The sequence below is a fragment of the Flexivirga sp. B27 genome, assembly GCF_052905685.1.
Genome location: NZ_JBPYUM010000001.1, coordinates 1,591,988 through 1,615,717, shown reverse-complemented (window position 1 = coordinate 1,615,717; position 23,730 = coordinate 1,591,988). Strand labels below are relative to the sequence as shown.

Here is a 23,730-nt window from a genome sequence, read left to right as displayed (position 1 = left end):
CGGCGTCGGGTGCCGTCGCGTTTCGTATGCCGCCGCCCGGTGCGCGAGGGCATCGCGTCCGTTTGGGACCATGGGGCCGTGAGCGACAGTCAATCTCCCTCCGCCGCGCCCGCTGATGAGCAGCCGCCCACTGAGCAGGCCGCCCCTCGACGGCGCGGGATGGGCTCGGCGCGGAGCATGATCATCTCCATGGTGCTGGTCGTGCTTGCTGTCCTCGCCTGGTGGGCCTGGGTGCCGCGCGCCGACCAGACCCAGCACACCGTCGTCGACGTGGCGGGCATCGCCCGCGAGGTCGGGCTGAGCAAGCACTGGGACCCGGCGATCGCCGCCGGCCTGCCGAAGAGCTGGCAGCCGGTCAACGTCAGCCTCGTCTCGACCGACAACCAGCCGGACACCTGGCAGGCGGGGTATGACGCCCCGGGCGGCAGTTACGCGCGCGTCGTGCAGACCGAGAACGGCTCACCGGACTGGGTGCGGGCTCAAACCGACAAGAGCGAGGCAGCCGGCACGGTGACGTTGGACGGCGTGCAGTGGAAGAAGCTCTCCCGGCCCGACGGTGGCGAGCGCGCCCTGGTGCGCTCCAAGGACCTCGCGGGACTGAGCACCGTCGTCTCGGGGACGGGGGACTGGTCCCAGCTGCAGAAGTTCGCGGCGTCGCTGCGGCCGTTGAGCAAGAGCCGGCTGGCGAAGCCGACCGGCACGGCACCGCGCTCCTGACCCGCAGCTCACCGGCCGGACCGGCACCGGTGGCAGGTCAGTCGTCGGTCGCGGGGATGTCCTTCTCGGTCATCGAGTCGATCGTGCGCTGGGCGCCGTTGAGCCATTGCTCGCAGTGCGTGGCGAGTGCTTCACCGCGCTCCCACAGGCGCATCGACTCCTCAAGGGTCTCGGTGCCGCCCTCCAGCCGGCGCACGATCGAGGCCAGCTCGTCGCGCGCAGCCTCGTAGCCGAGCTGGGCGACGTCGGCGTTGGTGTCGGTGCCGTCGTCCATGGGGAGGTCATCGTCCGAGTCGGCAGCGACGTCGTCGCGGGTATCGGTGGGCTTCTTCGGCATACCCAGGACTGTAGGACACGGGTGTGACCGGACCGCCGGTCAGGAGACCGGCCGGACAGCGAAGTCGCCCGACGCGACGGTGACCCGCAGCATCTCGTCCGCGTCGACGGTCGCGACGTCGGTGACGACCTGTCCGTCGGTATGCCGCACCACGGCATACCCCCGCTCAAGTGTCTGCAGCGGCGAGAGGGCGCGCAGCTGCCCGCGCAGGTGACCGACCTGGTCGTGTGCCCGGTCCAACCGGTGCGTCAGCTGCTCGCGGGCCCGGTCACGCAGCGCCTCGATGGTGGCCCTGCGAGTGGTCACCATCGTCTCCGGCGCGAGCAGCACCGGGCGGCTGCGCAGCTGCTCCAGATGCCGTTGCTCGGCGGCCAGCCGCTGCCGCAATGCTTGGGCTCCGGCAGCGCGGGCTCGGGCCAGGCCCGCGAGCTCATCGGCCAGGTCGGGCACGACCCGCTTGGCGGCGTCGGTCGGTGTCGAAGCCCGCACATCGGCCACGAAGTCCAGCAGCGGCGTGTCCTCGTCGTGGCCGATCGCGCTGACGACCGGGGTGCGGGTCGCCGCAACAGCTCGCACCAGTGACTCGTTGCTGAAGTGCAGCAGGTCCTCGAAACCCCCGCCGCCGCGCGAGATGACGATCACCTGCACGTGCGGCATGGCGTCCAGCTCCTGCAGCGCGGCGGACACCTCCGGGACCGTGCCCGGCCCCTGCACCGCGACCTGGCGGATCTCGAATTGCGTTGCCGGCCAACGGCGTCGGGCGTTCTCGACCACGTCCTTCTCGGCGGCGCTGGCGCGCCCGCAGATGAGACCGACGGTGTGCGGCAGGAAGGGCAACGGCTTCTTGCGCGCCGGGTCGAAGAGCCCCTCGCTGCGCAGCAGCTGTTTCAGGTGCTCCAGGCGCGCGAGCAGCTCACCGACACCCACGGGGCGCATCTGCCGTGCGTCCAGATGCAGCGAGCCGCGCTTGGTCCAGAAGCGCGGCTTGGCCTGCACGACCACCCGCGCGCCCTGCTGCAGCCCGGGCCCCATGGCGTCGAGCGTGTTGACGTGCACGGTGACCGACAGCGACATGTCGACCTCGGGGTCACGCAGGGTGACGTATGCCGTGGGCGCGCCCGGTCGCCGGTTGAGCTGCACGATCTGACCTTCGACCCACAGGGCCGACATCTTGTCGACGTAGTCGCTGATCTTCACCGACAGCTTGCGCACCGGCCACGGCTGCTCCGCGGTGGTGTCTGCGGCCTTCTCCGGCAGTGGATTGCTCACCCGGCTCACTGTAGGGCCGAGTCAGGACACCTGCGGATCGCGTACGGGTTCGGCAGCCGAAGCCTCCTCGTAGCGCACCTCCAGCATGGCCTGGATCTCGGCATATTTCGCGGCGACCACGTCGTCGTCGAGCTCGCCGCCGACCATCACGTTGGCGACGAACGACATGACCTCGTGATCGACGTCGGAGCCCGGCTGGGCGGCCGGTCCCGCCCAGAAGACATCGTCCCGAGCGCGGATCGCTGCGAAACCGTCGATGGCCTGCACCGTCCCGGATTCGGCTGCGAAGAAGGAGAATCCGGCAAGCGGAGCGGCATACTGCGGTTTGCGGCGACGGGCCTCCCGGCCGAGAGCGGCGGCGACGAGCTCGGCGCCGGGACTGATTCCGGTGGTCATCAGCAGCTGCTCGGGGATCATCGAACCGCCCGGGCGGCCGGGGTTGACCTCGGTGATCTGCGCACGGCCCTCGTGCAGTCGCAACTCGACGTGCGCGACCGTGTTGTCCAGCCCGAGCGCGAGCACGGAGTCGCGCGCGACCTGCTCCAGCGCTGCCTGCTCGGCGGGACTGGTGTTGTAGGGCGGTGTCACCAGGACCAGTTCGAAGTGGTTGCGATCCATCAGTGCTTTGTCGACCACACCGGTGCACTCCACGATGCCGTCGCGCACGACCACGTCGATGCTGTATTCGCGGCCCTGCATGAGCGACTCCACCAGGAACACGTGGTGCGGGTCGATCGGTGCGCCGTGCTCGTCCTCGACCGGCTGGTCGTAGAGCCGCCCGATGGGGTGCTCGCTCATCGAGGCAACCGCGGCGGCATACGCGGTGCGCAGCTCGGCAGCAGTGCGCACGAAGCTGATCAGATGGCTGCCGGCGCCGCTCACCGGCTTCATCACGGCGGGTAGCCCGGTTGTCTCGAGCACTCGGTCGACGTCGTCGGCGGACCTCAGCAGGCTGAAGCGTGGTCCGTCGATTCCCTTGTCCTGCATTGCTATTCGGGCGAGGTATTTGTTGCGGCACCGAGCTATGGCGGCAGCGGACGTGCGGTCGATGCCGATCATCTCCGCGGCACGAGCAGCGGTGTAGGTCGTGCCGTCCCCGTCGCCGATCACGGCGGCGACGGGTGCCACCTCGCCCAGTTCCCGGACCGCAGCGGCGACCTGGGACTCGTCGAGGATGTCGTCGACCAACGCGATGTGTGGGGTATGGCGACGCAGCTTCGCCACGTCCGGCCCGTCGGCGGTGATCAGGCCGAGCAGACAACGCTGCTGGGCGGCGATCGCGGCCATGCCCTCGGCCGTCCGCAGGCTGCGGTCGCGGAGCATGACCAGCATCTCCTGTGGCTCGACGACACGGTCGTCGGCTCCGGGATCGCCCTCCATCACGATGTCGATCTTGGCCATCAACTCGTGGTAGCTCTCGATGAGGTCCTCTTGGTCCAGGTAACCGAGGAGGATTGCCTGAACGACGAATATCTCGTGGTCGGCGGTGAATTCGTCTCCCGGGTCGACCCCGACCGCAACGTGTATGACGCCGTCGGCGTCCTCGAGATCCTCGACACCGGCGACGTGATGGAGCACCCCCGAGCGATCGGCGTATTTGGTGAGGAAGGCGACCGGGACCGGCACCATCGGCGTCTGACGTGTCGCCGCACGACCCGTCGCGGCAGCCAGCAACTCGCGCAAGGTGTGCACGCCCTGTGTCATGGCGGCGGCGACGCCGACCAGTCCGCCGCCGGGTCGGCCGGCGTTGACCTCGATGACCTGTGCCTCGCCGTCGTGCACCATCACCTCGATGTGCGCAACGGTGTTGTCCAGACCCAGGGCGTCGACGGTCTGCTGCAGCAACCGGTCGACAGCGGATTCGTCACGGGCGTCACGCCATTCGGGCGGGAAGATGCTGACGGCCTCGTAGCTGTGCTCGTCCATCAGCACCTTCTGGCAGGCGACGAGTTGCTCGACGACACCGTCGCGGATGCTGATGTCGGCAGCGACCTCGGCACCCTGCAGGAGTCCCTCGACGAGGAAGGTCCGCTGCGGATCCAGGTCGTGTCCGTCCGCGACACGCAGCGGCTCGGTGTAGTTGGTGGCGATGTCGCTCTCGGCGAGTGCTCGCACGGCGCGGTCGTATGCAGCACGCAACTCGTCCGTGGAGTGGACCTTGTGGATCTGATGGCTGCCGGTGCCGTTGATCGGCTTCAGCACGGCGGGGAAGCCGACCGTCTCGGCAACACGTGACACGTCATCCGCCGAGCCGATGAGCGCGAAGGCCGGGCCGCGGATCCCCGCTGAGCGCAACGCTTCCCGCATCAGGTACTTGTTCCGGGAGCGCTCGATGGCGGCAGCTTCGGTGCGCGAGACACCTAGTCGTTCGGCGGCGGTCACGACCGGGATCATGATCGCGTCGGAGAGGGTCAGCATCGCGTGGACCCGGTGCCCGTCAGTCATCTCGGTCGCGGCCCGGACAAGCTGCTCCACGTCGGTGACGGTCTCCACACACGTGACCCGTGCACCGGTCTCCTCGACCTCGCGCACAGTGTCGGCGTCGTGGGGGAGGGTCACGATGCCCGGCACGAAACCGAGCTGCTGCACCTGCTCGACGAGCGCGGGGATGCGTGAGGTCAGTCGCTCCTGGACGAGCACGATCATGTCGGACACGGGTTCCTCCTGCGGGTGGCTGCGTTCGGCAGTCTCGATGGCTTCGTTCACCGACGGGGCCATGGCGGCGAGCGAGCTCGCGGTCGTCATGTCCAGGTGGGTGCCGGGGATGGTCAACTGGTCGACGCGACCGGTTGTGAACGGTGTCCACTCGCGGGCGCCGTCGTGGGTGAAGACCGAGTGATCGGCCATGACAGCCAGCACGTCGAGATCCGACGTGGTGTGGGTGTGTCGGCGGACGACGTGGTCGGCCCGCTGCATGACGCGCTGGATGCGCGTCAAGGTGCTGCGGCTGAGGTCGGCGAGCGGACTCCGCCCGGCCCGCAGGCGGCTGATGACCTCGGGCAGGGTGAGGGAGCCGACCTCCGCGGATCTGTCCCCGAGTCCGCCCATCGCCAGCATGGCGAGCAGCGTCCGTTGCAGAGCCTGGTGCTCGTGCAGCGGATCCACCTCGTCGATGCGGTGCGAGGGCAGCGCGTCGATGATCACGACTGCACCCACCTCGCGGCCGCGGCGACGCAGTGCTGCTGCGACCGGGTGCGCGAGCACACCGCCGAAGGACCAGCCCGCCAGGTGGTAGGGGCCCGCCGGTTGGTGCGCACAGATCCGGTCAGCCATCAGCTCCGCGAGCTGCGCCAGATCGTCGGCAGGCTGCTCGCCGTCGCGCAGGCCGGGCAACTGCAGGCCCACCAGGCCACGCCCCGGCGCGAGGTGGGACGCCAATCCTGCGTAACACCAGGTCAATCCGATCGCGGGAGGCAGCACGAAGAGCGCCGGCAGATCGCCACCCGAGCGGAGCTCGACGACCGGATCCAGCAGCGCGTCGTCGGAGGACGTGGCAGTGTGCAGCGTTGCTGCGAGCGCATCGGGGGAGGGGGTCGCGAAGACCTGCGCCACCGGTGGCCGGATCCCGGTCGACTGCTCGATCCGAGTGACCAACTCGACGGCCAGCAGCGAGTGACCGCCGAGGTCGAAGAAGCTGTCGTCCGGTCGCACTCCGTCGTGCTGCAGGACGTCGCGGAATGCAGCCAGCACCGCTGACCGGTCCGCTTCGTCGGCCCGCCGCCGGTCGGGTGTCCCGCTGCCGGCAGGGAGGTCCGGGGCGGGCACGGAGATATCCGTCGGTGCCTCGGCAGGGTCGGTACGGTCATCGCCGGCCCGGTGGGCGGCGCTCGCGCAAGCTGCCCGGACGAGCGTGTCGACATCCGTCCCGGGGTCGGTCACGATGTCGGTGAGCACCGTCTGTAGGCGTGTTCGGACGACGTCGTGGAAGCTCGCGTCCCACAGCGCGGCATCGGTGGTCAGCTCGCACCACAGTCCTGCCGTGGTCTCCGCCGCCTTCAACTCGACATCGAAGCGCGAGCTCGCGACCTGCAGGGGAGTCCAGCTGATGTCATCCGCAGTGCCGTCGGCCGCACCGGCGTGACCGGTGCGCTCGAAGTTCTGCAGCGCGAGGGTCGCCTGGAAGAGCGGCGACCGGTCGGTGTGTCGCGGCAGCTGCAACTGCTCGATGAGCAGCTCGAGCGGGATGTCCTGGTGCTCCAGCGCGCTCAGCACCGCGTCACGGTGCTCGGTCAACAGGTGCGTCACATCCGCGTCGTCGGGGACCGCGCACGGGATGGGGACGGTGTTGACGAAGAGACCGACGGTGCCCTCGGTCCCCGGACGGGTGCGACCTGCGACAGGGGTGCCGATGACGAACTCCCGTTGCCCCGACAACGACCGCAGGACCAGCGAGTAGGCCACGAGCAGTGCAGTGAACATCGTGGTGTGATGACGTTCGGCCAACGCACGGAGTGCGGTCGAGGACTCGGGCGGAAGCATGAAGCGAGTCACCTGGCCGACATACTGCTGCTCGGCGGGACGGGCGAAATCGGTTGGTATGTCGAGAGGCCCGGTCGTGGGAAGCTGCTCCGCGACCTCGGTGATCTCCGCGGTGAAGTCGTGCCCGCGCTGCCATGCCACGAAGTCGGCGTATGGCGCGGGCTCGTCGTCCCAACGCACGGGGTCTCCCGCCGCGAGCGCCCGCAGCGCGTGCGCGAGGTCGGACACGATGACCTCGGTCGACCATCCGTCGGTCACGATGTGGTGGGCGCTCAGGCACAGGAGCGCACCGGAGTCGTGTCGGATGAGCTGCGCTCGCAGCAGCGGCCCGCTCGCGAGCGCGAACGGCTCGTCGTCGAGCGTGGCAGCCAGTTGCTCGGCGGCCGCCGCGTCGGCCGCGACGTGCGTGGTGAGTGGCACGTCCGGATTCGGCGAGATGGCCAACTGCGGGCGTCCGCTGTCATCGGCGGGGAAGGAAGCGCGGAGTTGCGGGTGACGTGTCGCGACGGCGTGGAGAGCCGCGCGGAGGATGTCCTCGTCCACATCCGCGGGGAGTGGCACGGCCGTCGGAACGTGGTAGCCGATCGTGCCCGGCGCCAGTTGGTCGATGAACCACAGCCGCTCCTGCGCCGAGGAGAGCTCGGAAGAGCCTGTGACAGAGCCTGTTTCGGCCGATGATGGCTCTACCGACTGCTCGCCGCAGCGGTCCGCGATCAGCGCTGCCTGTGCCGCCAGAGTCGGCGCGTCGAAGATGTCCCGGACGGTGACGGACACCCCGGTCTCCCGCTCGGCCAGGTGCGCGAGCCGCAGCGCCAGCAGCGAGTGGCCACCCAATGCGAGGAAGGTGTCGTCGGGACGTGGAGGGGCACAGTCGAGCAGTTGCTGCCACCAGCCGGCCACACGTCGCTCGGGCTCGGTCAGTGGTGCATCCGGTTGCGCGGTCTCGACAGAGCGCCCGGTCGGGGCAGGCAGCGCCGCGCGGTCGAGCTTGCCGCTGCCGGTGGTCGGCAGTCCGGGCATCGACACCACCGCGGCAGGGACCATGAAGTCCGGAAGTTGCGATCGCAGGTGGTCTCGCACCGCCTCGGCCGGTGCCGCGCCGACGACATACGCCACGAGCCGCTGGTCACCTGGCCGGTCCTCCCGCACGATGACCGCCGCGTCCTCGACGCCGTCGAGTTCGCGTGCCACCGCGGCGATCTCACCCAGCTCAATGCGCTGTCCGCGGATCTTCACCTGATTGTCCGCACGACCGAGGTATTCGAGCGTCCCGTCGGCGCACCAGCGCACCAGGTCGCCGGTGCGATACATGCGAGATCCGTTGCCGTTGAACGGATCGGGGACGAATCGGGCAGCGGTCAGGCCGGTGCGGTTGCTGTAGCCGGATGCGACCTGCGGGCCGGCGATGAAGAGCTCACCGACGACGCCGACAGGTTGGACGTGACCGGCGGGATCGAGCACGTAGAGCCGCGTGTGCGGGACGGGCCCGCCGATCCGGACCGGCTCACCTGGACGGTGACGCCACCGGGTGACGTCGATGCTTGCCTCGGTCGGCCCGTAGAGGTTGTCCAGGTGGAGCCACGGATGCCGGCGCAGCAGCTCGTCCGCGGTGTCCTGCGGCAGAGCCTCACCGGAGCAGACGACCTGGCGCACGGTGCGTGGCAGGTGTTCACCACTACGCAGGAACATCGTCAGCATCGACGGGACGAAGTGCAGGAAGGTCACGCCGGCCCGCTCGCACAGTTGCGCGATGTACCGCGGGTCGCGGTGTCCACCGGGTTCGGCGAGCACGACGGTGGCGCCGGTGGCAAGCGGCCAGAACAGCTCCCAGACGGACACGTCGAATGTCGTGGGAGTCTTCTGCAGGATCCGGTCGGCGGGCCCTGCGGCATACGCCTCCTGCATCCACGCCAGGCGGTGAGCCAGGCCCTCGTGCGGGACCACGACACCCTTGGGGCGCCCGGTCGATCCCGAGGTGAACAGCACGTATGCCGGGTCGCCCGGTCGCACGGGTGCGTCCTCAGATGTGGTCTCAGGTGTGGTCTGCGGTGTCGCCCAGCTGCGGGATGCGAGCTGCTCCTGCTGAGTCAGCGTCATTGCGGCGCATGCGGTTTCAAGCATGTAGCTGCGCCGCTCGGCCGGGTGCTCGGGGTCGAGCGGGAGGTATGCCGCCCCGGCTCGTGCGATACCGACGAGTGTCGGCAGCAGGGCGATGCTGCGCACGGCGTCTAGCGCGACGACGTCGCCGGTCGAGATGCCTCTCGCACGCAGACCGACAGCGACCCGAGACGCCCAGGCATCGAGCTCGGCATAGGTCAGCGTGTCCTCGCCGAGGACGACCGCGAGGTGGTCACCGTGCCGGTCCAGGTCACGCAGTCCGTCGGGGAGAGTCAGCCATGCTGGAGGCGCGGAGTCGGTTGCGTTGAAATCATTGAGGATCCGGTCACGCTCGGCCGTGCTGAGCAGCGAGTGCTCGTCGATGCGGTCGCCCGGTCGGGCGAGGCAGGACGCGAGCAGGATCTCGAACTGGTCGGCGAAGCGCTCAGCGCTCTCGCGGTCGAAGAGGTCGGTGCGGTATTCGACGCGAAGATCATTGCGGGAGATCTCCAGGAAGAGCTCGTCCTTGGCGTAGCCGAAGGTGCGCCCCAGTCCCACGTCACCGAGGTCGTTGAAGCCCAGCTGGAAGAGCGGCTGCAAGCCGGGTTCCCTTGGCAGATCCAGGGTTTCGATCACTCGCTGCAAGGGGGTCTGCTGGTGAGCCCAGGCGGACAGCGCGGTCTCGCGCACTCGTGCGACCACATCGGTGAAGGTAGGGCGACCGGACAGGTCGACGCGCAGCGGCACGGTGTTGACGAACATCCCGATGGTGTCCTCGATCCCGGGCAGATCACGGACCGCGACCGGCACACCGATGACGACGTCGTCGGGCGACTCAGGACTGAGCCGGTGCACGAGACTGGCGTATGCGGCGAAAGTGACCATGAACGGCGTGACGCCCAGAGCGGCCGCGGTCGCCGTCACCCGCTCGTGGGTGTCTGCTGCCAGGACCCGGGTGAAGTCCTCACCGGGCTGGCCGTGCTCCGCCGTTCGCGGGCGATCCAGGGGGAGCCCGTGGTGCAGCGGTGCTCCGGACAGCCGGTGCTGCCAGTGGTCCAGGTCGGCGATCACAGCCGGGTCGCTCTCCTGGGACCGCTGCCAGGCCGCAACGTCGGCGGGCTGCAACTCGATCGTCGGCAGATCCGGTGTGGCACCGGCGGCCTGCGCGTCCAGCGTCTCCTGCAGCTCCCGGAAGAGACGGACGTGGGAGGTTGCGTCGAAGACGGTGTGATGACCGACGACGAGCAGGATGAGGCGATCGGCGAAGTGCAGCAGGGCGAAGCGGAACAGCGGCGCCTTTCCGAGATCCATGACCTCGCGGGCAACGGCTGTGGCCGCCGGTGCATTCCTGCCGAAATCACTGTCCAGCCAAGTGATCTCGGACAGATCGACTTCCTCGACCAGGTAGTCGACCGACGGCAGGACGACCTGCTGCAGGTCCTCTCCGTCCAGCCGGAACTGCGTGCGCAGTGACTCCTGGCGCCCGCCGATGTGCTGCAGCGCAGCGGTCACGGATGCGGCCGTGGTCCCAGGTGCCAGCGGGATCCAGCCGCAGACGTTGTAGAGCGGGTCGTCCGGTGCGAGCTGGCAGGCCAGCCACACGCGTTCCTGGTCGTATGACGCCGGCGCGACCAGGGACGCAGCCGGATCGTCCTGGCTGCTCACAGTTGCGCTCGCAGCGAGGCAGGACGCAGGTCCGTCCACTCGCGATCGACATACTCCGTGCACGCCGCCTCGTCGCCGGTGAACCCGGTGCTGGTCCAGCCGTCCGGGATCGGCCGGTGCTCGGGCCAGAGGGCGAACTGCTCCTCGGCGTTGCACACGACGACATAGGTCATCAGCGACGCTCCAGCTTCGGGATCGCAGGTGCCGCGGGTGCTGCAGATGCCGCAGGCGCTGCCTGCTTCTCGTCGCGCATCGCCTCGATCCCGGCGCACAGCTGCGTCACCGTCGGCATCTCGAAGAGGCTGCGCATCGGCAGCTTCACCCGTGTCGCCTTGCGGATCTCGGAGATGAGTTGCACTGCGACCAAAGAGCTTCCGCCGAGTGCGAAGAAGTCGTCGGTGAGACCGACCTGCTCCACACCGAGCACACGCTGCCAGATCTCGGCGACCGTTCGCTCGAGGTCCGTTCCGTCGACCACGGTTCCCGGAGCAGCCACGTCCGAGTCCTGCGGAGCGGGCTCGTCCGGGTCTGCAGCGCGGGGCTGGTCGGCAGCTGTGTTGCCGGCGACCGGGCGCGGCCGACTGAACAGGAGGTGACCGCCGGTGTGGCCGGCAAGCACTCGCCGCATCGCCTGGGCGCCGAGTGCGGGCGAAATGCCCTGTCCGGCAATGTGTCCCGCGGGAGCGGCTTCGGTGACGTCGCCGGGTGCCATGACACCTGCAGTCACCTGGCGCAGCGTGTAGTCCTCGATCTCGACGAGCACGTTGCCCGAGACATCGGTGATCGTGATGTCGGCCGTCGCGGTGGCACCGGCACCGTCCTGATAGCGCAGATGACTCCAGATCTCCTGCGGCAGGTCACCGTGCACCACGACCCGGCCGTAACCGAGTGGGAGGTATTGGCCGTCGACGTGGCCGAATCCGAACGACGTGGCGATGTCCAGCAGCGCCGGGTGCAGAGCCCACCGGTCGGCGTCGACCGTGCCCGCTGCCGGCAGCACGACCCGCGCGAGATCCTCACCGGACCCGGTGAAGGTCTCCTGCAGGCAGTCCCAGCGCGGACCGAAGGTGACCAGGCTGCCGCGCTCCCCGGACGCTGCGTCGCCGGAGACAGCTTGCATCCGAGTTCGTATGGCGGACAGGTCGACTCGCGTGGACGGCGTGGACGGGAGACGACCCGCCATACCCACTGCATGGGTGGCGGTGCGCCCGTCCTCGTCGGTGCTGCCGACGGTGAGCCGGCCGTCCTCGGCGAGGTCGACCCGGTAGGTGGCGACGTCACCCTCGGCGACCGCGAACGGAGCCTGGAAGAGCAGATCGCGCAGCTCGACCGGCCCGTCGCCGGGCAGGAGGGCGCGCACCGTGGACACGGCGTGCTCCAAGTGCCCGGTGCCCGGCACGACCGGGACACCTTCGATGCGGTGCTCCCGCAGCAGCCAGTGCGTCTCGGGCGAGATCGGTCCGAAGGCGGAGCCGGCGTCGAGCCGGCTGAGCACGGGGTGGTCGTTGGTGCGCTCGCTGAGGCTGCGGACCTCGTCCGGCGCCTCGGTCTCGGCCGCCATGCCGACCTCCGACCAGCCGCCCCACCCCACGGAGACGACGCGTGTCGGACCATCCGGCTGGCTGAGCGCCAGGGCGTCGAGGTAGGCGTTCGCGGCGCAGTAGTCGACCTGCCCGAGGCCACCGAGTGCACCGGTCACCGACGAGCACAGGATCAGCAACTCCGGCTTGCCCTCCGTGACCAGCTCCGTGACGGCGCGGGCGCCGTCGATCTTGGGCCGCACCACGTCGGCGACCTCGCTGTCCTGCTTCAGCTCGATCATGCCGCCGCCCGGCACGCCGGCTGCGTGTATGACGGCCAGCAGCCGCTCGCCGAGCAGCTCTTCCCGCAAGGTTTCCGCGGCACCGGGTGCCGAGATGTCGCAGGCGACGACCCGCACGGTGGCTCCGCGTCGCTCCATGCGTCCGATGGCCGCGATCGCACGCGACTGTGAGGTCGAAAGACCGTCCCGCTCAAGGATTTCCGCCCACTGCTCGCGTGCCGGCAGGCCGCGACGCGAGGTCAGCACGACGCTGCGGACACCACAGCGGACCAGGTCGGCGGCGAGGGTGATGCCGATGCCGCCGAGCCCGCCGGTCACCAGCAGGGTGCCTTCGCCGTCGAGCTGGAACGAGTCCGAGCCGAGCGTGGTCGGGGTGATCTCTCGGACCCAGCGGCGACCGGTGCTGAGGGAGACCTCCGGCTCGCTGCCGAAGGCCACCTCGCGGGCCAGCAGGTCGATCGACCGGCCGTCGGTCAGGTCGAGCAACCGCACGGTCAGGTCCTCGATCTCCTCCGGTGCGACGCGGGCGATCCCGGCCAGGACCGCTTGGTCCGGCAGCTCGACCCGGCCGACGGGGTCGGTGGCGCCCCGGCTGGCCAGCACCAGCTGGACGTCGGTCGCGCCGGCGAGCTGTTGTGTCGCGGACAGTGCGGGCAGCAGCAGGTCGCGCCAGTCGGCGTCGTCGGCCGCGTCGAGGGCGCGTGCGTCGACATACGTCGTGCCGGCGACGGGTGCGCCGACCACGGACGTGACCTCGATTTCGGGCACGAGCGTCCGCAGCGACTCGACGAGCTGGCGCGCGATCGGTCCGGTGCCGAGCACGCGGACCGGTCGGGTTGCCGTGCCGTCGGAAAGCGGCGCCAACTGGCGCCATACGGGCACCGAGAACCACTCCTCGGGAAGGTCCGGTGACACACCCGGTAGAGCGGTGGCGACCTGCTCCACGGGCGATGCGGGCTCGGTCGTGCGCGGGTCCGGGTCGACCCAATGGCGTTGCCGCTCAAAGGGGTAGGCAGGCAGCGGCACACGGTGACCCTCGGCCGGCAGCGACACGTCCACGCCGGAGCACCACAGTGAGCCGACAGCGGCGAGGAAGGTCTCACCGGCGCCGACACGGCCGCGCGCGTCCGGCAGGCTGGCGACCGGCGGTGCCGCATCGGTCGGGACCTGCAGCCGTGCCAGACCGGTGAGCTGCTTGCCCGGGCCGCACTCCAGGAGTGCCCATTCGCCGTCGGCGAGCAGGGTGGCGACGTTGTCGCCGAAGCGCACTGCGTGCCGCAGGTGTCGTGCCCAGTAGTCGGGGTCGGTCGCGTCAGCAGCGGTCAGCCAACCGCCGGTGACATTGCTCAGCACCGGTAGAGCGGGCTCGTGCCGCGGGGTGCGCGCCACAGCGTCGCGGAACTCGTCGACGATCCCGTCCATCATCGGCGAGTGGAACGCATGCGAAGTGCGCAGCGCGCGGGAGGCGATGCCGGCCGCTTCGCAGCGGGCTGCCGCCGCGGTGATGCTCTCGGACGGGCCGGCGACCACGCAGGTGCCCGGGCCGTTGATGGTGGCGACATGGACGTCGTCGGGCAGATGGGCGGCGACGTCGTCCTCGTCGGCCATCACCGCGAGCATCGAACCCGCAGGCGCGCTCTGCATCAGACGACCGCGCTCGACAACGAGTGCGACGGCGTCGGACAGGGTGAAGACGCCGGCGAGGGTCGCGGCGACGTATTCGCCGATGGAGTGCCCCAGCAGCGCGCCCGGCTCGACGCCCTTGCTGATCCACAGTTTGGCCAGCGCATATTCGACGGCGAAGAGTGCGGGCTGGGTGTTGGCGGTCTGCGCGAGGGCGGTCGCTGCATCGCTGCGGGAGGGAGCCGGCTCGCACACCAAGGTCCGGATCTGCGGATCCATCAGCGCGAGGCACTCGTCGAGAGCCGCGGCGAAGGCGGGCTCGTCACGGGCGAGTTCAGCTGCCATTCCTGGATATTGGGAGCCCTGACCGGAGAACATGAAGGCGACCTTGGGCGCGGTGGCGCGGCCGGTGATGATCCGTCCCGGATCCTGCAACGCGTCGATCGCGTCATCCAGGTCGGTGGCGACGACGGCGGCGCGGTGGGGCAGCTGCTGGCGGCCGAGCCGCAAGGTGGTGGCGGTGTCCTGCAGCGGCTGCTCGGGTGCGGTCGACAGATGGTCGGCCAGCAGGCGGACCGCTGTGTCGCGTGCGGTCGGGGTGTGCGCCGAGACCTGCAGCAGCTCCGGTGTCACGTCCGTCGACGTGGCGTCCGCTGAGGTCGTGACTGGTGCCTGCTCGAGCACCAGGTGAGCGTTGGTGCCGCCGATCCCGAACGAGCTGACGCCGGCCCGGCGCGGACCGCCGAAGGCGTCGAACGGCCGGAGCGTGTCCGCGACGTAGAAGGGTGTGTCCGGGAAGTCGATCTGCGGGTTGGGTGCGGTGTAGTGCAGCGACGGCGGGACGAGACCGTGCTCCAGTGTCAGCACGGCCTTGGCGAACCCGATGATGCCGGCGGCCTGGCTCAGGTGACCGATGTTGGACTTGACCGAGCCGATCGCGCACCACTGCCGGTCGCTGCTGCCGTGTCCGTAGACCTGGCTGAGGGAGCTGATCTCGATCGGGTCGCCGAGCGCCGTGCCGGTGCCGTGCGCCTCGACATAACCGATCGTCCGCGGATCGATGCCCGACACCGCCATTGCCGTCGCGATGGCGCCGATCTGTCCGTTGACGCTGGGTGCTGAGAAGCCGGTCTTCTCGGCTCCGTCGTTGTTGATCGCGTTGCCGCGGACGACGGCGCGGATGTGGTCGCCGTCGGCGAGTGCGGCGTCGAGTCGCTTGACCAGCACGGCGCCGACTCCCGACCCCCACAGCGTGCCCGACGCGTCCGCGTCGAACGCCCTGCACTGACCGTCGGGAGTGGTGAAGCCCTCCACGCTGACGTAGCCGTGGTTGAGCGGCAACTCCAGGCTCACCCCGCCCGCAAGGGCCATGTCGCACTCGCCGGACCGCACCGCCTCACAAGCCAGGTGCAACGCGACCAGGGAGCTGGAGCACGCGGTCGAGACGGTCAGCGCCGGGCCGCGGAGGTCGAGGCGGTATGCCGCGGTGGTGGCGATGTAGTCCGGGTGGTTCGCGGTCGAGACTGACAGCTGCCCGGCGGTCGTCTGCCAGATCTCTTTGTTCTCATGCAGATTGAGCCACTGGTAGCCGGACGAGGCGCCACCGGCATAGACGCCGATGGTGCCGTCGAAGCGGTGCGGGTCGTAGCCGGCGTCCTCCAGGCTCACCTGACAGGTCTCCAGGAAGAGCCGGTGATTGGGGTCCATCACCATGGCCTCGCGCGGGGACATGCCGAACGCAGGTGCGTCGAAGGTGTCGGCATCCGCCAGCGACGGCACCGCCGAGACCCAGTCGGGGTGATTGAGGTCCTCCTCACTGACCCCGAAGGCACGTTGCTCGTCCTCGGTGAAGTGGGTGACGCAGTCGCGCCCCTCGACGAGATTGCGCCAGAACTCTGCGACGTTGGCCGCACCGGGCACCCGCAGGCCCATGCCGATCACGGCGAGCGGCTCGACCGTCTCCTCCTCGTGGACTGCGATGTTCTCGGTCATGGGCGACTCCTTCGACGGGACCGCGCGCGACGAGCGGCGGCAATGGTTGACGCACGCTCCATGGCGGCGTCTGCGGTGGCCCCGTCCAGGAACCGTGCGACGGCACGGATGGTCGGGTGCTGGAAGAGCGCGACAACGGGGATGTCGCGCTGGAACTCGGTGACGAGGCGGCTGTGCACCCGGCTGATGGCCAGGGACGACCCGCCCGCATCGAAGAAATTGGTGGTCGCCGGAATGTGCTCGACCTGCAGCACGTCGCACCAGATCCGGGCCACGCGCGTCTCGGTGTCGCCGGTCAGGGTCCCCGGACCTGCTTCGACCTGCTGGGTGATGGCGGCGCTCGCGGCGGGCGCCACCGTGTCGGTGCGGAAGACACCGGCCACCGAGCCGACCGGACGGTCCGGTTTCGCGGCACTGTCCGACAGCACGTCGACGAGGGACGACAGCAGGTCCGACATCCGTGTGGCGTCGAAAAGGTCTGTGCTGTAAACGGTTTCGAGGCGCGTGCCGGCTTCGTCCTCGATCAGGTAGACGGACAGGTCGAAGGGTGAACCGACGGGTGGTGCCGGCAGGCGGTCGACCTCGAGGCCGTCGAGGGCGGGACGCGCGGTCGGGAAGTTGTAGACGTTGAAGGCGACCTGCAGCAACGGCTGGCGCCCCGGCTCCCGACGCGCGCGCAGCGCGGTGACCAGGTCCTGGACCCCGGCCGCGGCATGGTCGGCACCGGCGAGCAACTCCCGGTGGGTCTGGTCGATCAGCTCGCCCGCAGCCACGTCGTCGTCGATGCGCAACCGGACCGGCTGCATGTCGATGTAGAAGCCCAGTGCGGACTCCAACTCGGCGAACGGTCGGTCGACTCGCATGCCGGCGACCAGCAGGTCATGCTGTCCGGTGAGCCGGCGCAACGCGACGCCCAGCGCGGCCAGCACAACTGCTGCGGGAGTGGCCCCGCGGTCGGCCGCGACCTGCCGGATCGCCTCGGCGGTGGCGACGTCGAGGATGTGACTCGAGGTGCCGGCACGCTCGGACGGCTCCATCGGGCGGACCCGGTCGCTAGGCAGCTCCAGCACGTCCGGTGCGCCGGCCAGGTGCGTCGTCCACCACCGGAGGTCCTGGTCGAACCCGGCGCGGTCGCGTGCCTGGCGCCATACGGTGTAGTCGGCGAATCTGCCTGTCGGCAGGGTCTTTTCGGGATCCGCGTAGGCAGCGGCGAGTTGCTCGAAGAGGGCCTTCTCCGACCAGCCGTCGATGACGCAGTGGTGGAAGGTGAGCACGAGCACGGCGGCGTCGGCGGCCTGCAGCAACGTGGCGCGCCAGGTGTCCCCGGTGTCCAATGACAGGTGCACGGCGCCCGCGGTCGTGATCGCCTGCTCCCAGTCGTCGATCCGGCACGGCCGCACCTCCAGCGGAACCTGCCGGGGCGGTCCGACGGCGATGCGGGGACTGTCGTCGGTCCCGACGAAGCGCCAGCGGAGCACGTCGTGGGCCTCCTCAATCCGGGTGAGCGCTCGCCGGAGGCGGTCGACGTCGAGGCCGGGGCCGATCCGGACCGCGAAGGAGACGTTGTATGACGAAGCGCCTTGCGCGCTCAGGCGATCGACCAGCCAGAGCCGTTGCTGTGCCGATGTCGGCGCCGGAGCGCTGTGCTCGGGCAGCCGATCGGCCGTCGGGGCGGCCCGGTCGACATACGCCTGCAGCGCGGCGAACGTGCGACAGCGGAAGACGTCCTGGACCGACACGTCGCGCGCCAGTGTGGCGCGCACGCCGGCGACGAGCCGCATGGCGGAGATGGAGTGGCCGCCGGCGTCGAAGAAGTCGCTGTCCGGTGCAGCGGGTGCGCCGAGGACCTGCGTCCAGAGCTGTGCCAGTGGCCCGGACGCTGTCGGCGCTGCGTCGACGGAGTCGTCGATCAGTAAGTCGCCCAACGCTTTTCGGTCCACCTTGCCGGTGCCGGCCAACGGCAGCTGATCGATGGCCAGCACTCGCGACGGCACCAGTGCGTCGGGCAGGTTGGCTGCTGCGAACGCCAGGACGTCGTCGGTGTCGACGCTCGCCGGTGTGACGAACGCTGCGAGCGTGGTGTCGACCCCGGTGCAGGTGGTGACGACGGCGGCTTCGCGTACGTCATCCATCGTGCGCAGCGCGTGCGCCAGCTCGCCCGGCTCGACCCGCTGGCCGCGGATCTTGACCTGGTCGTCACGGCGACCGAGATAGACCAGTGCGCCGTCCGGCTCGCGACGGACGAGGTCGCCGGTGCGATACATCCGCTCGCCGGGTGCCCCGAACGGATCGGGCACGAAGACGCACGCGGTGCGACCCGGCATCGACTGGTAGCCGCGTGCCACGCCGAGACCGCCGATACACAACTCGCCGGTCTCACCGTCGGCCACGGGCACCAGGTCCGGAGCCAGGACGTAGGTGCGTTGACCGGGCAGGTCGTGGCCGATCGGCATCGGATCGCGGTGCGTGGACCGTACCCGGATCGCCGTCTGGCTGACAGTCGTCTCCGTCGGCCCGTAGGCGTCGAACACAACGCGGCTATGGGCGTCGTCCGCCCATGCCGTGGCCTGGTCGGCGGGCACCGGCTCACCGCCGAGCACCAGGGTGCGTAGCGCCGGTAGATCGTCCGGTGCGAGCAGCGACAGCAACGTCGGGGTGAAGAAGCCGAAGCTGCACCGCATCCGGCGCAGGGCGTCGCGCAGCAGCATCGGATCAGCACGTTCTGCGTCGGAGACCAGACCGATGGTCCCGCCGTGAGCGAGCGGGAGGAACAGGTCGTATGTCGCGGCGTCGAAACCCCAGGAGGCGACGCCGGCGGAGCACATGTCGGCACCGACACCGGGCGCCCAATCAGCAACGTGCGCAACGAATTCCGCGATGTTCGCGTGTGTGGTGAGCACGCCTTTCGGGCGTCCGGACGATCCGGAGGTGTAGAGCACGTGGGCGAGTGCGTCGCGTGGCGCACTGTCCACGGTCACCGCGTCGAGCGGGATCGTGCCCTGGTCGAGCGGCTCGGCGGGAGCCTGCACCAGACCCGCGCCGACCGAGTCCGTCAAGGTCACACACGGTGCGCAGTCGGCAATGACCGCAGCGATCCTGGCAGCTGGCCAACGGACGTCAAGCGGCACGTATGCCGCCCCGGCCAACCAGCAGCCGAGCATGCCGGCCAGGCCGTCGCAGGACCGCTCGGCGCAGATGGCCACGCGCTGCTCCGGTCCGGCACCGAGCAGGCGCAAGCGGTCTGCGACGGCGCCGGCGCGGCCGAGCAACTCGGCGTAGGTCATCTCGAGCGCACCACGGACGGCGTTCGCGTCCGGTGTCTCCTGTGCCCTGGCGACGATCTGCTCCGGCAGCAGGACAGCGGGGGTCGCGTGGCGGCTAGACATCGGTCACCTGCAGCCGCAGCTCGCTGCAGTAGGTCTTCCCGCTGCGGTCCGGGAGCCAGCACTGCTCGGTCGTAGGGAGCATCTCGCTGACGACAACCTTCGTGTCCGGGCCCGCCGACTCGTGGCCGGAGGCCAGGGTGGTGGCCAACGCACCGACCAGCCACGGACTGCGAAAGTCGACGAAGAACGGTTTGGTCTCGGAGCCGACGGACACGAAAACCCGCTCGGGGAAATCATTTTCGGCACACCAGCGTCGGGCGGCAGCGAAGCGGGCGGCAAGGCCTGCGCCGCGCCAGAGCGGCACCGATCCGATGTCCGTCCGCCAGTTGCGTCGGGCCAGAGCCATCGCGCCTACGGTGATGCGCGGGGTGTAGGGGCGGTCGGTCAGCTGCCGGAAACCGTCCACCGTGGCGATCGAGAGCAACCCGGAAAGGGTTTCCAGTAATGGCCAGTCGCGCTGTCCGGACGAGCTGCCGGGGTGCGTGCGCACCCGCAGCTGCCCCGCATCGTCACGCACCACGTGCAGATCCGAAACCTGCACGATGTCGCCACCGGGTCGCGGCGCGGCCTCGGTGAAGGCCAGCCAGACGTCGCCCTCGTCCTGCAGGTAGGTCACCAGTCGGCCGGTGTTGCGTGCCCAGGTGGTCGGCAGCAGCGGGCGAACCACCGGACCGCCGAGATCGTGTCGGAGAGCAGCCCGCTGCTGCTGCGGATCGGGTTGCGACTGAACAGAACTCGCGTTGTCGAGCGTCGCCATGCCGGCATGCCATTCGCCGAGGACGACGGTGCAGTCGCCCGCCTGCAGCCGATCGACGGAGGATGCCGCGATCTGCAGGTCGGGGCTGTGGATGCGGGCGCCGGACCACAGGATCGGCGAGTCGGGGAAGTGCTGCGTGACCCGATCCTCGAACTGGTCGATGTCCATCTCGATGGCGATCTCGCTGTTGACCTCGTCCGCGGCGTCCGCCCGAGTCTGCGGTCGTGCGTCGAGTCCGAGCACGGCATCCCAGCGGCGGGCGAAATCCGCCTCGATCGCTGCCGTCGGTGATTCCCCGGAGCCGACGGTCGCTGCAAGTGCCACGAGCCACAGCTCACTGAACGGGACCACCGGGTCCATGGCGGCCTGCTCGTCATACACCTCTGACAGCTGGCTGGTGTATGCCGCACCGACCTGGGCACACCACCAGCGGGCGGCCCGGGTGAGCATTCGCAACTGACGCTCGACCGGGCGCAGCACGTCTCCGCCGATGGTGACGTCGAGATCACGCACGGTGTCCTGATAGACGACGTCGCGACCGGCGTAGGTCTGCCCCGGTGCACGGCTGCTCGGCCCGCCGGTCAGCTCACGGAAGATGTCACGCAGCTCCTGCAGTGCCTTGTCCGTCGCGCTGGGGGAGCCGCCCGCCTGCTCTGCAGTGTCGACCGCGCTCAGGAGCCGTCCCCAGCTGTCACGAGCGGCGTCCAACTCGGTGTGATCGGTCAACCGGTCGAGGGTCGAGGTGAGCCACGCGGTGGCCGTCGGGTCCTGCGGGACCTCCGGGCCCCAGCGCAGCAGTCCTTGACCCTGCAGGTGGTCGAGCAACTCGACACCGGCGCCGGTGCCGAGGCCGAGGAGGTGCAGCAGCTCGCGTGCGGGCCTCGTGCCGTCGACGAGGGTCAGTGCCTGTATGCCGGTGCGGCTCAGCTCCACCCACGGGCCGGGTGAAGCGCACGCGCGCCGGCCGGGGGTGTCGACCAGAACGTTCCAGGCCAGTCGCGGGGAGAGCAACAGGCGCGTCGACGGCTCGGCGAAGAACGTGTCGGCAACGGCCTGGACGGCCCAGCACTCCAGGATCGTCCGGCGTTCACGGACCAGTGCCGGACCGGGAGTCACGCGGGTGGGCTGCTGCGGGTCGAGGTGCGCAAGAGTCAGTGGACCGAAGAAGCCGACGGTGTCGTTCTTGGCGCAGTAACGCTGCCAATATCGGGCGATCATCTGGCGATCCCTGCGCCGGCGCCGGTCACCCATCGGCATACCGGCGGTCAACCGGAGTGCGGCCGCGGCTGCCGCGGGGTTCTGCCAGGCGAGCGCTTCCTGGAGGAGCGGGTCTGCGGCGATGCCATCGACCTCGGTGGCGCTGTCGTCCAGTGCCTGCGCAAACGCTGTCGCCCACGCGGTGTCGGAGAGACGGCCGGACAGGAAGTCGTCGGCGGCCGTGGCTGCGTCGGCACTGTTGAGTCGCTGCAGGCCCTCGATGGGGAAGCCTGCCGAGCGGACGACGGCATCGGTCCACAGCAGGTTGTCGCCGAGCGAGCAGTGATGCGGGGCGGGGGACCGACGGGTCGGAGCCGGCTCGTGCGATGCGTCGGACGGCCACGACTGCAGGATGTTCGTCGCGATCTGCCGGACGTGATCGCGCAGGAAGAAGTGATCGCCCGGCAGCAGTTGCAGGGCGAATCCCGCACTGGTGTGTGCTCGCCACTGCGCGGCCTGGTCGTGGCTCACGGCACGGTCGAGTGCACCGGCAAGAGCGAGCAACGGCACCGGGATCGGCTCCGGGTCGTGCACGTCGAGCGCGTCGATCCACGCGAAATCGGCACGCAACACCGGCAGCACGATGGCCATCAGGTCCGGCTCCGCGAGCACCGCCTCCGGGATGCTGCCGGACCGACGCAACCGCGAGGTCAGGCGGGCATCGCTGAAGGTGGAGATGCCGTCCAAAGATCCGGTGCGTGGCAGATCCGGCGGACGGGACGCACTGGTCACGACCAGCGACGGCGGCCGGTCGCCGGACGCGAGGAGGTGGCGGGCCGCGTCATACGCCAGCCGGCCGCCCATGGAATGCCCGAAGATCGCATAGGGCCGGTCCGCGAGGTCTGCGATCACCCGGGCGACCTCGGGAGTGCTGAATGCGGGATCCTCCGCTACCCGGTTCTCCCGGCCGGGCAACTGCAACGGGACCACCTCGACGCCGGAGTCGGCGAATGCGGCGGGCCACTCCCGGAACGTGCTCGCGCCGCCGCCTGCGAAGGGCAGGCAGAAGAGCAGGCGGGATGCCTCGGGCGAGATCGGGCGGGTGAGCCAGGCGGTGCTGTCGGTCATGCCTGTGCTGCTTCGAGCGAGGGTTCGAGCCAGTAACGACTCCGGTGGAACTGGGTGTGCGGCAACGGCTTTCGGGTCTCGCCCGCCAGTGGCGCGTTGGCGATGATGAGTTGTGCGTTCGTGCCGCCCAGCCCGAAGCTGCTCACGGCGACGACGCGATCCGGCGCCTGCCATGGTGTGGTCCGCTCTGGCAGCTGGAGGAAGTCGAGGTCGACCTCGGTGGAGGGCGTTCTGGCGTCGGGGTGCACCGGGATCCAACCGTCGCGGACGACGGAGATCGCCTTGATCAGGCTCGCCGGCCCGGCTGCTGCGTCCAGGTGCCCGACGGTGGTCTTGGCGGACCCGAGGGGCAGCGGTCGGGTGCGGCCCGCGAGAGCCTGTCGGATCGCGGTGATCTCCAGCGCGTCACCGAGTGGCGTGCCGCTGCCGTGGCCCTCCCAGAAGCCGATGTCGTCGGCGCCGACGTCGGCGACCGCCAACGCCTCCGCGGCGACACCGACCTGTCCGGCGACCGACGGCGCATTGAATCCGGCACGATCGGCTCCGTCATTGCCGATGGCCGAGCCGATCACGACGGCGTGCACGGTGTCGCCGTCGGCCAGTGCGTCCTCCAGACGGCGCAGGACGACGATCCCGACGCCACTGGTGAAGGCCGTGCCGTCCGCGGTCGCGCCGAAAGCGTGCGTGCGCCCGTCGGACGAGACGAGTGCCGGGTCGTAGCTGTGCTCCGGCAGGGTGACGTTGACACCGCCGGATATCGCAGTGTCGCAACGGAAGTCGTTCAGCGACTGGCAAGCCAGCGCGACTGCGGCGAGGCCACCGCTGCAGGCCGACTGCACCGTCAGTGCCGGCCCGGTCAGACCGAGACGGTAGGCCGTGCGACTGGCGAGGTAGTCCACTCCGTGCAGGTCGTGACGCAGGCCGCTGAGCAGGTGCCCCTGCCGGTGCATGAGGTATTGGTTTGCTCCACCGGACGCGAAAACTCCTGTGGTTCCTGGTGTTTCCCCCGGCAGGTGGCCCCACTCCTCGACGGCCAGCCAGGCCTCCTCGAGGAAGATCCGTTGCTGCGGGTCGAGCAGCAGCGCGTCGTCGGCCGAGAGTCCGAAGTGCTCGGCTGCGAAGAGTTCGAGCCCGGGCGTCGGCCGACCGGACAGGTCGGTCCCGGTTCGGACCGCCGCCAGGAATTCATCGACGGTCGACGCACCGGGGAAGCGGCCACTGACGCCGACGATCGCTACGGCATCGTCACGAAAATCCATTT

Annotated in this window: 9 protein-coding genes; 1 reads left to right on the top strand and 8 read right to left on the bottom strand. The window is 69.8% G+C overall.

The window, feature by feature from the left end; genetic code table 11:
• The first annotated feature begins 78 nt into the window (after nucleotides 1-78).
• The gene (locus ACSZL9_RS07410) at nucleotides 79-717 is read left to right on the top strand and encodes a DUF4245 domain-containing protein (protein ID WP_446664822.1); all 639 of its coding nucleotides are present in this window, start codon (nucleotides 79-81) and stop codon (nucleotides 715-717) included.
• A 37-nt stretch (nucleotides 718-754) separates the two neighbouring features.
• Here the strand turns inward: ACSZL9_RS07410 and ACSZL9_RS07405 are convergent, their stop codons facing one another.
• The 8 genes from ACSZL9_RS07405 to ACSZL9_RS07370 are packed head-to-tail and all read right to left on the bottom strand — an operon-like array spanning nucleotide 755 to nucleotide 23,728.
• The gene (locus tag ACSZL9_RS07405) at nucleotides 755-1,054 is read right to left on the bottom strand and encodes an exodeoxyribonuclease VII small subunit (protein ID WP_446664821.1); all 300 of its coding nucleotides are present in this window, start codon (nucleotides 1,052-1,054) and stop codon (nucleotides 755-757) included.
• 39 nt (nucleotides 1,055-1,093) lie between these two features.
• Nucleotides 1,094-2,323 (bottom strand): exodeoxyribonuclease VII large subunit, encoded by a 1,230-nt coding sequence (xseA, locus tag ACSZL9_RS07400; protein WP_446664820.1) that lies wholly within the window; start codon nucleotides 2,321-2,323, stop codon nucleotides 1,094-1,096.
• A 21-nt stretch (nucleotides 2,324-2,344) separates the two neighbouring features.
• Nucleotides 2,345-10,564, bottom strand: a complete 8,220-nt coding sequence (locus tag ACSZL9_RS07395) for an amino acid adenylation domain-containing protein (RefSeq protein ID WP_446664819.1) — start codon at nucleotides 10,562-10,564, stop codon at nucleotides 2,345-2,347.
• Complete coding sequence (locus ACSZL9_RS07390) at nucleotides 10,561-10,737, bottom strand: MbtH family protein (protein WP_446664818.1); 177 nt, start codon at nucleotides 10,735-10,737, stop codon at nucleotides 10,561-10,563. Before ACSZL9_RS07390 ends, ACSZL9_RS07395 begins: the two co-directional genes overlap by 4 nt.
• Nucleotides 10,737-16,001, bottom strand: coding sequence for a beta-ketoacyl synthase N-terminal-like domain-containing protein (locus ACSZL9_RS07385; protein WP_446664817.1), 5,265 nt, complete (start codon nucleotides 15,999-16,001; stop codon nucleotides 10,737-10,739). Before ACSZL9_RS07385 ends, ACSZL9_RS07390 begins: the two co-directional genes overlap by 1 nt.
• Nucleotides 15,998-19,387 carry an amino acid adenylation domain-containing protein gene (locus tag ACSZL9_RS07380; protein WP_446664816.1) on the bottom strand — a complete coding sequence of 1,130 codons (3,390 nt, stop codon included), beginning with the start codon at nucleotides 19,385-19,387 and terminating at the stop codon, nucleotides 15,998-16,000. Before ACSZL9_RS07380 ends, ACSZL9_RS07385 begins: the two co-directional genes overlap by 4 nt.
• Nucleotides 19,380-22,469 (bottom strand): thioesterase domain-containing protein, encoded by a 3,090-nt coding sequence (locus ACSZL9_RS07375; protein WP_446664815.1) that lies wholly within the window; start codon nucleotides 22,467-22,469, stop codon nucleotides 19,380-19,382. The genes ACSZL9_RS07380 and ACSZL9_RS07375 overlap by 8 nt, the downstream gene beginning before the upstream one ends.
• Complete coding sequence (locus tag ACSZL9_RS07370; RefSeq protein WP_446664814.1) at nucleotides 22,466-23,728, bottom strand: beta-ketoacyl [acyl carrier protein] synthase domain-containing protein; 1,263 nt, start codon at nucleotides 23,726-23,728, stop codon at nucleotides 22,466-22,468. The genes ACSZL9_RS07375 and ACSZL9_RS07370 overlap by 4 nt, the downstream gene beginning before the upstream one ends.
• Nucleotides 23,729-23,730 lie beyond the last annotated feature (2 nt).

Bases quoted from the DNA above. Each gene is read 5' to 3' on its own strand.
- ACSZL9_RS07380 (WP_446664816.1), bottom strand. From the start codon at position 19,387: ATGTCTAGCCGCCACGCGACCCCCGCTGTCCTGCTGCCGGAGCAGATC.
- ACSZL9_RS07375 (WP_446664815.1), bottom strand. From the start codon at position 22,469: ATGACCGACAGCACCGCCTGGCTCACCCGCCCGATCTCGCCCGAGGCA.
- ACSZL9_RS07385 (WP_446664817.1), bottom strand. From the start codon at position 16,001: ATGACCGAGAACATCGCAGTCCACGAGGAGGAGACGGTCGAGCCGCTC.
- ACSZL9_RS07390 (WP_446664818.1), bottom strand. From the start codon at position 10,737: ATGACCTATGTCGTCGTGTGCAACGCCGAGGAGCAGTTCGCCCTCTGG.
- ACSZL9_RS07370 (WP_446664814.1), bottom strand. From the start codon at position 23,728: ATGGATTTTCGTGACGATGCCGTAGCGATCGTCGGCGTCAGTGGCCGC.
- ACSZL9_RS07405 (WP_446664821.1), bottom strand. From the start codon at position 1,054: ATGCCGAAGAAGCCCACCGATACCCGCGACGACGTCGCTGCCGACTCG.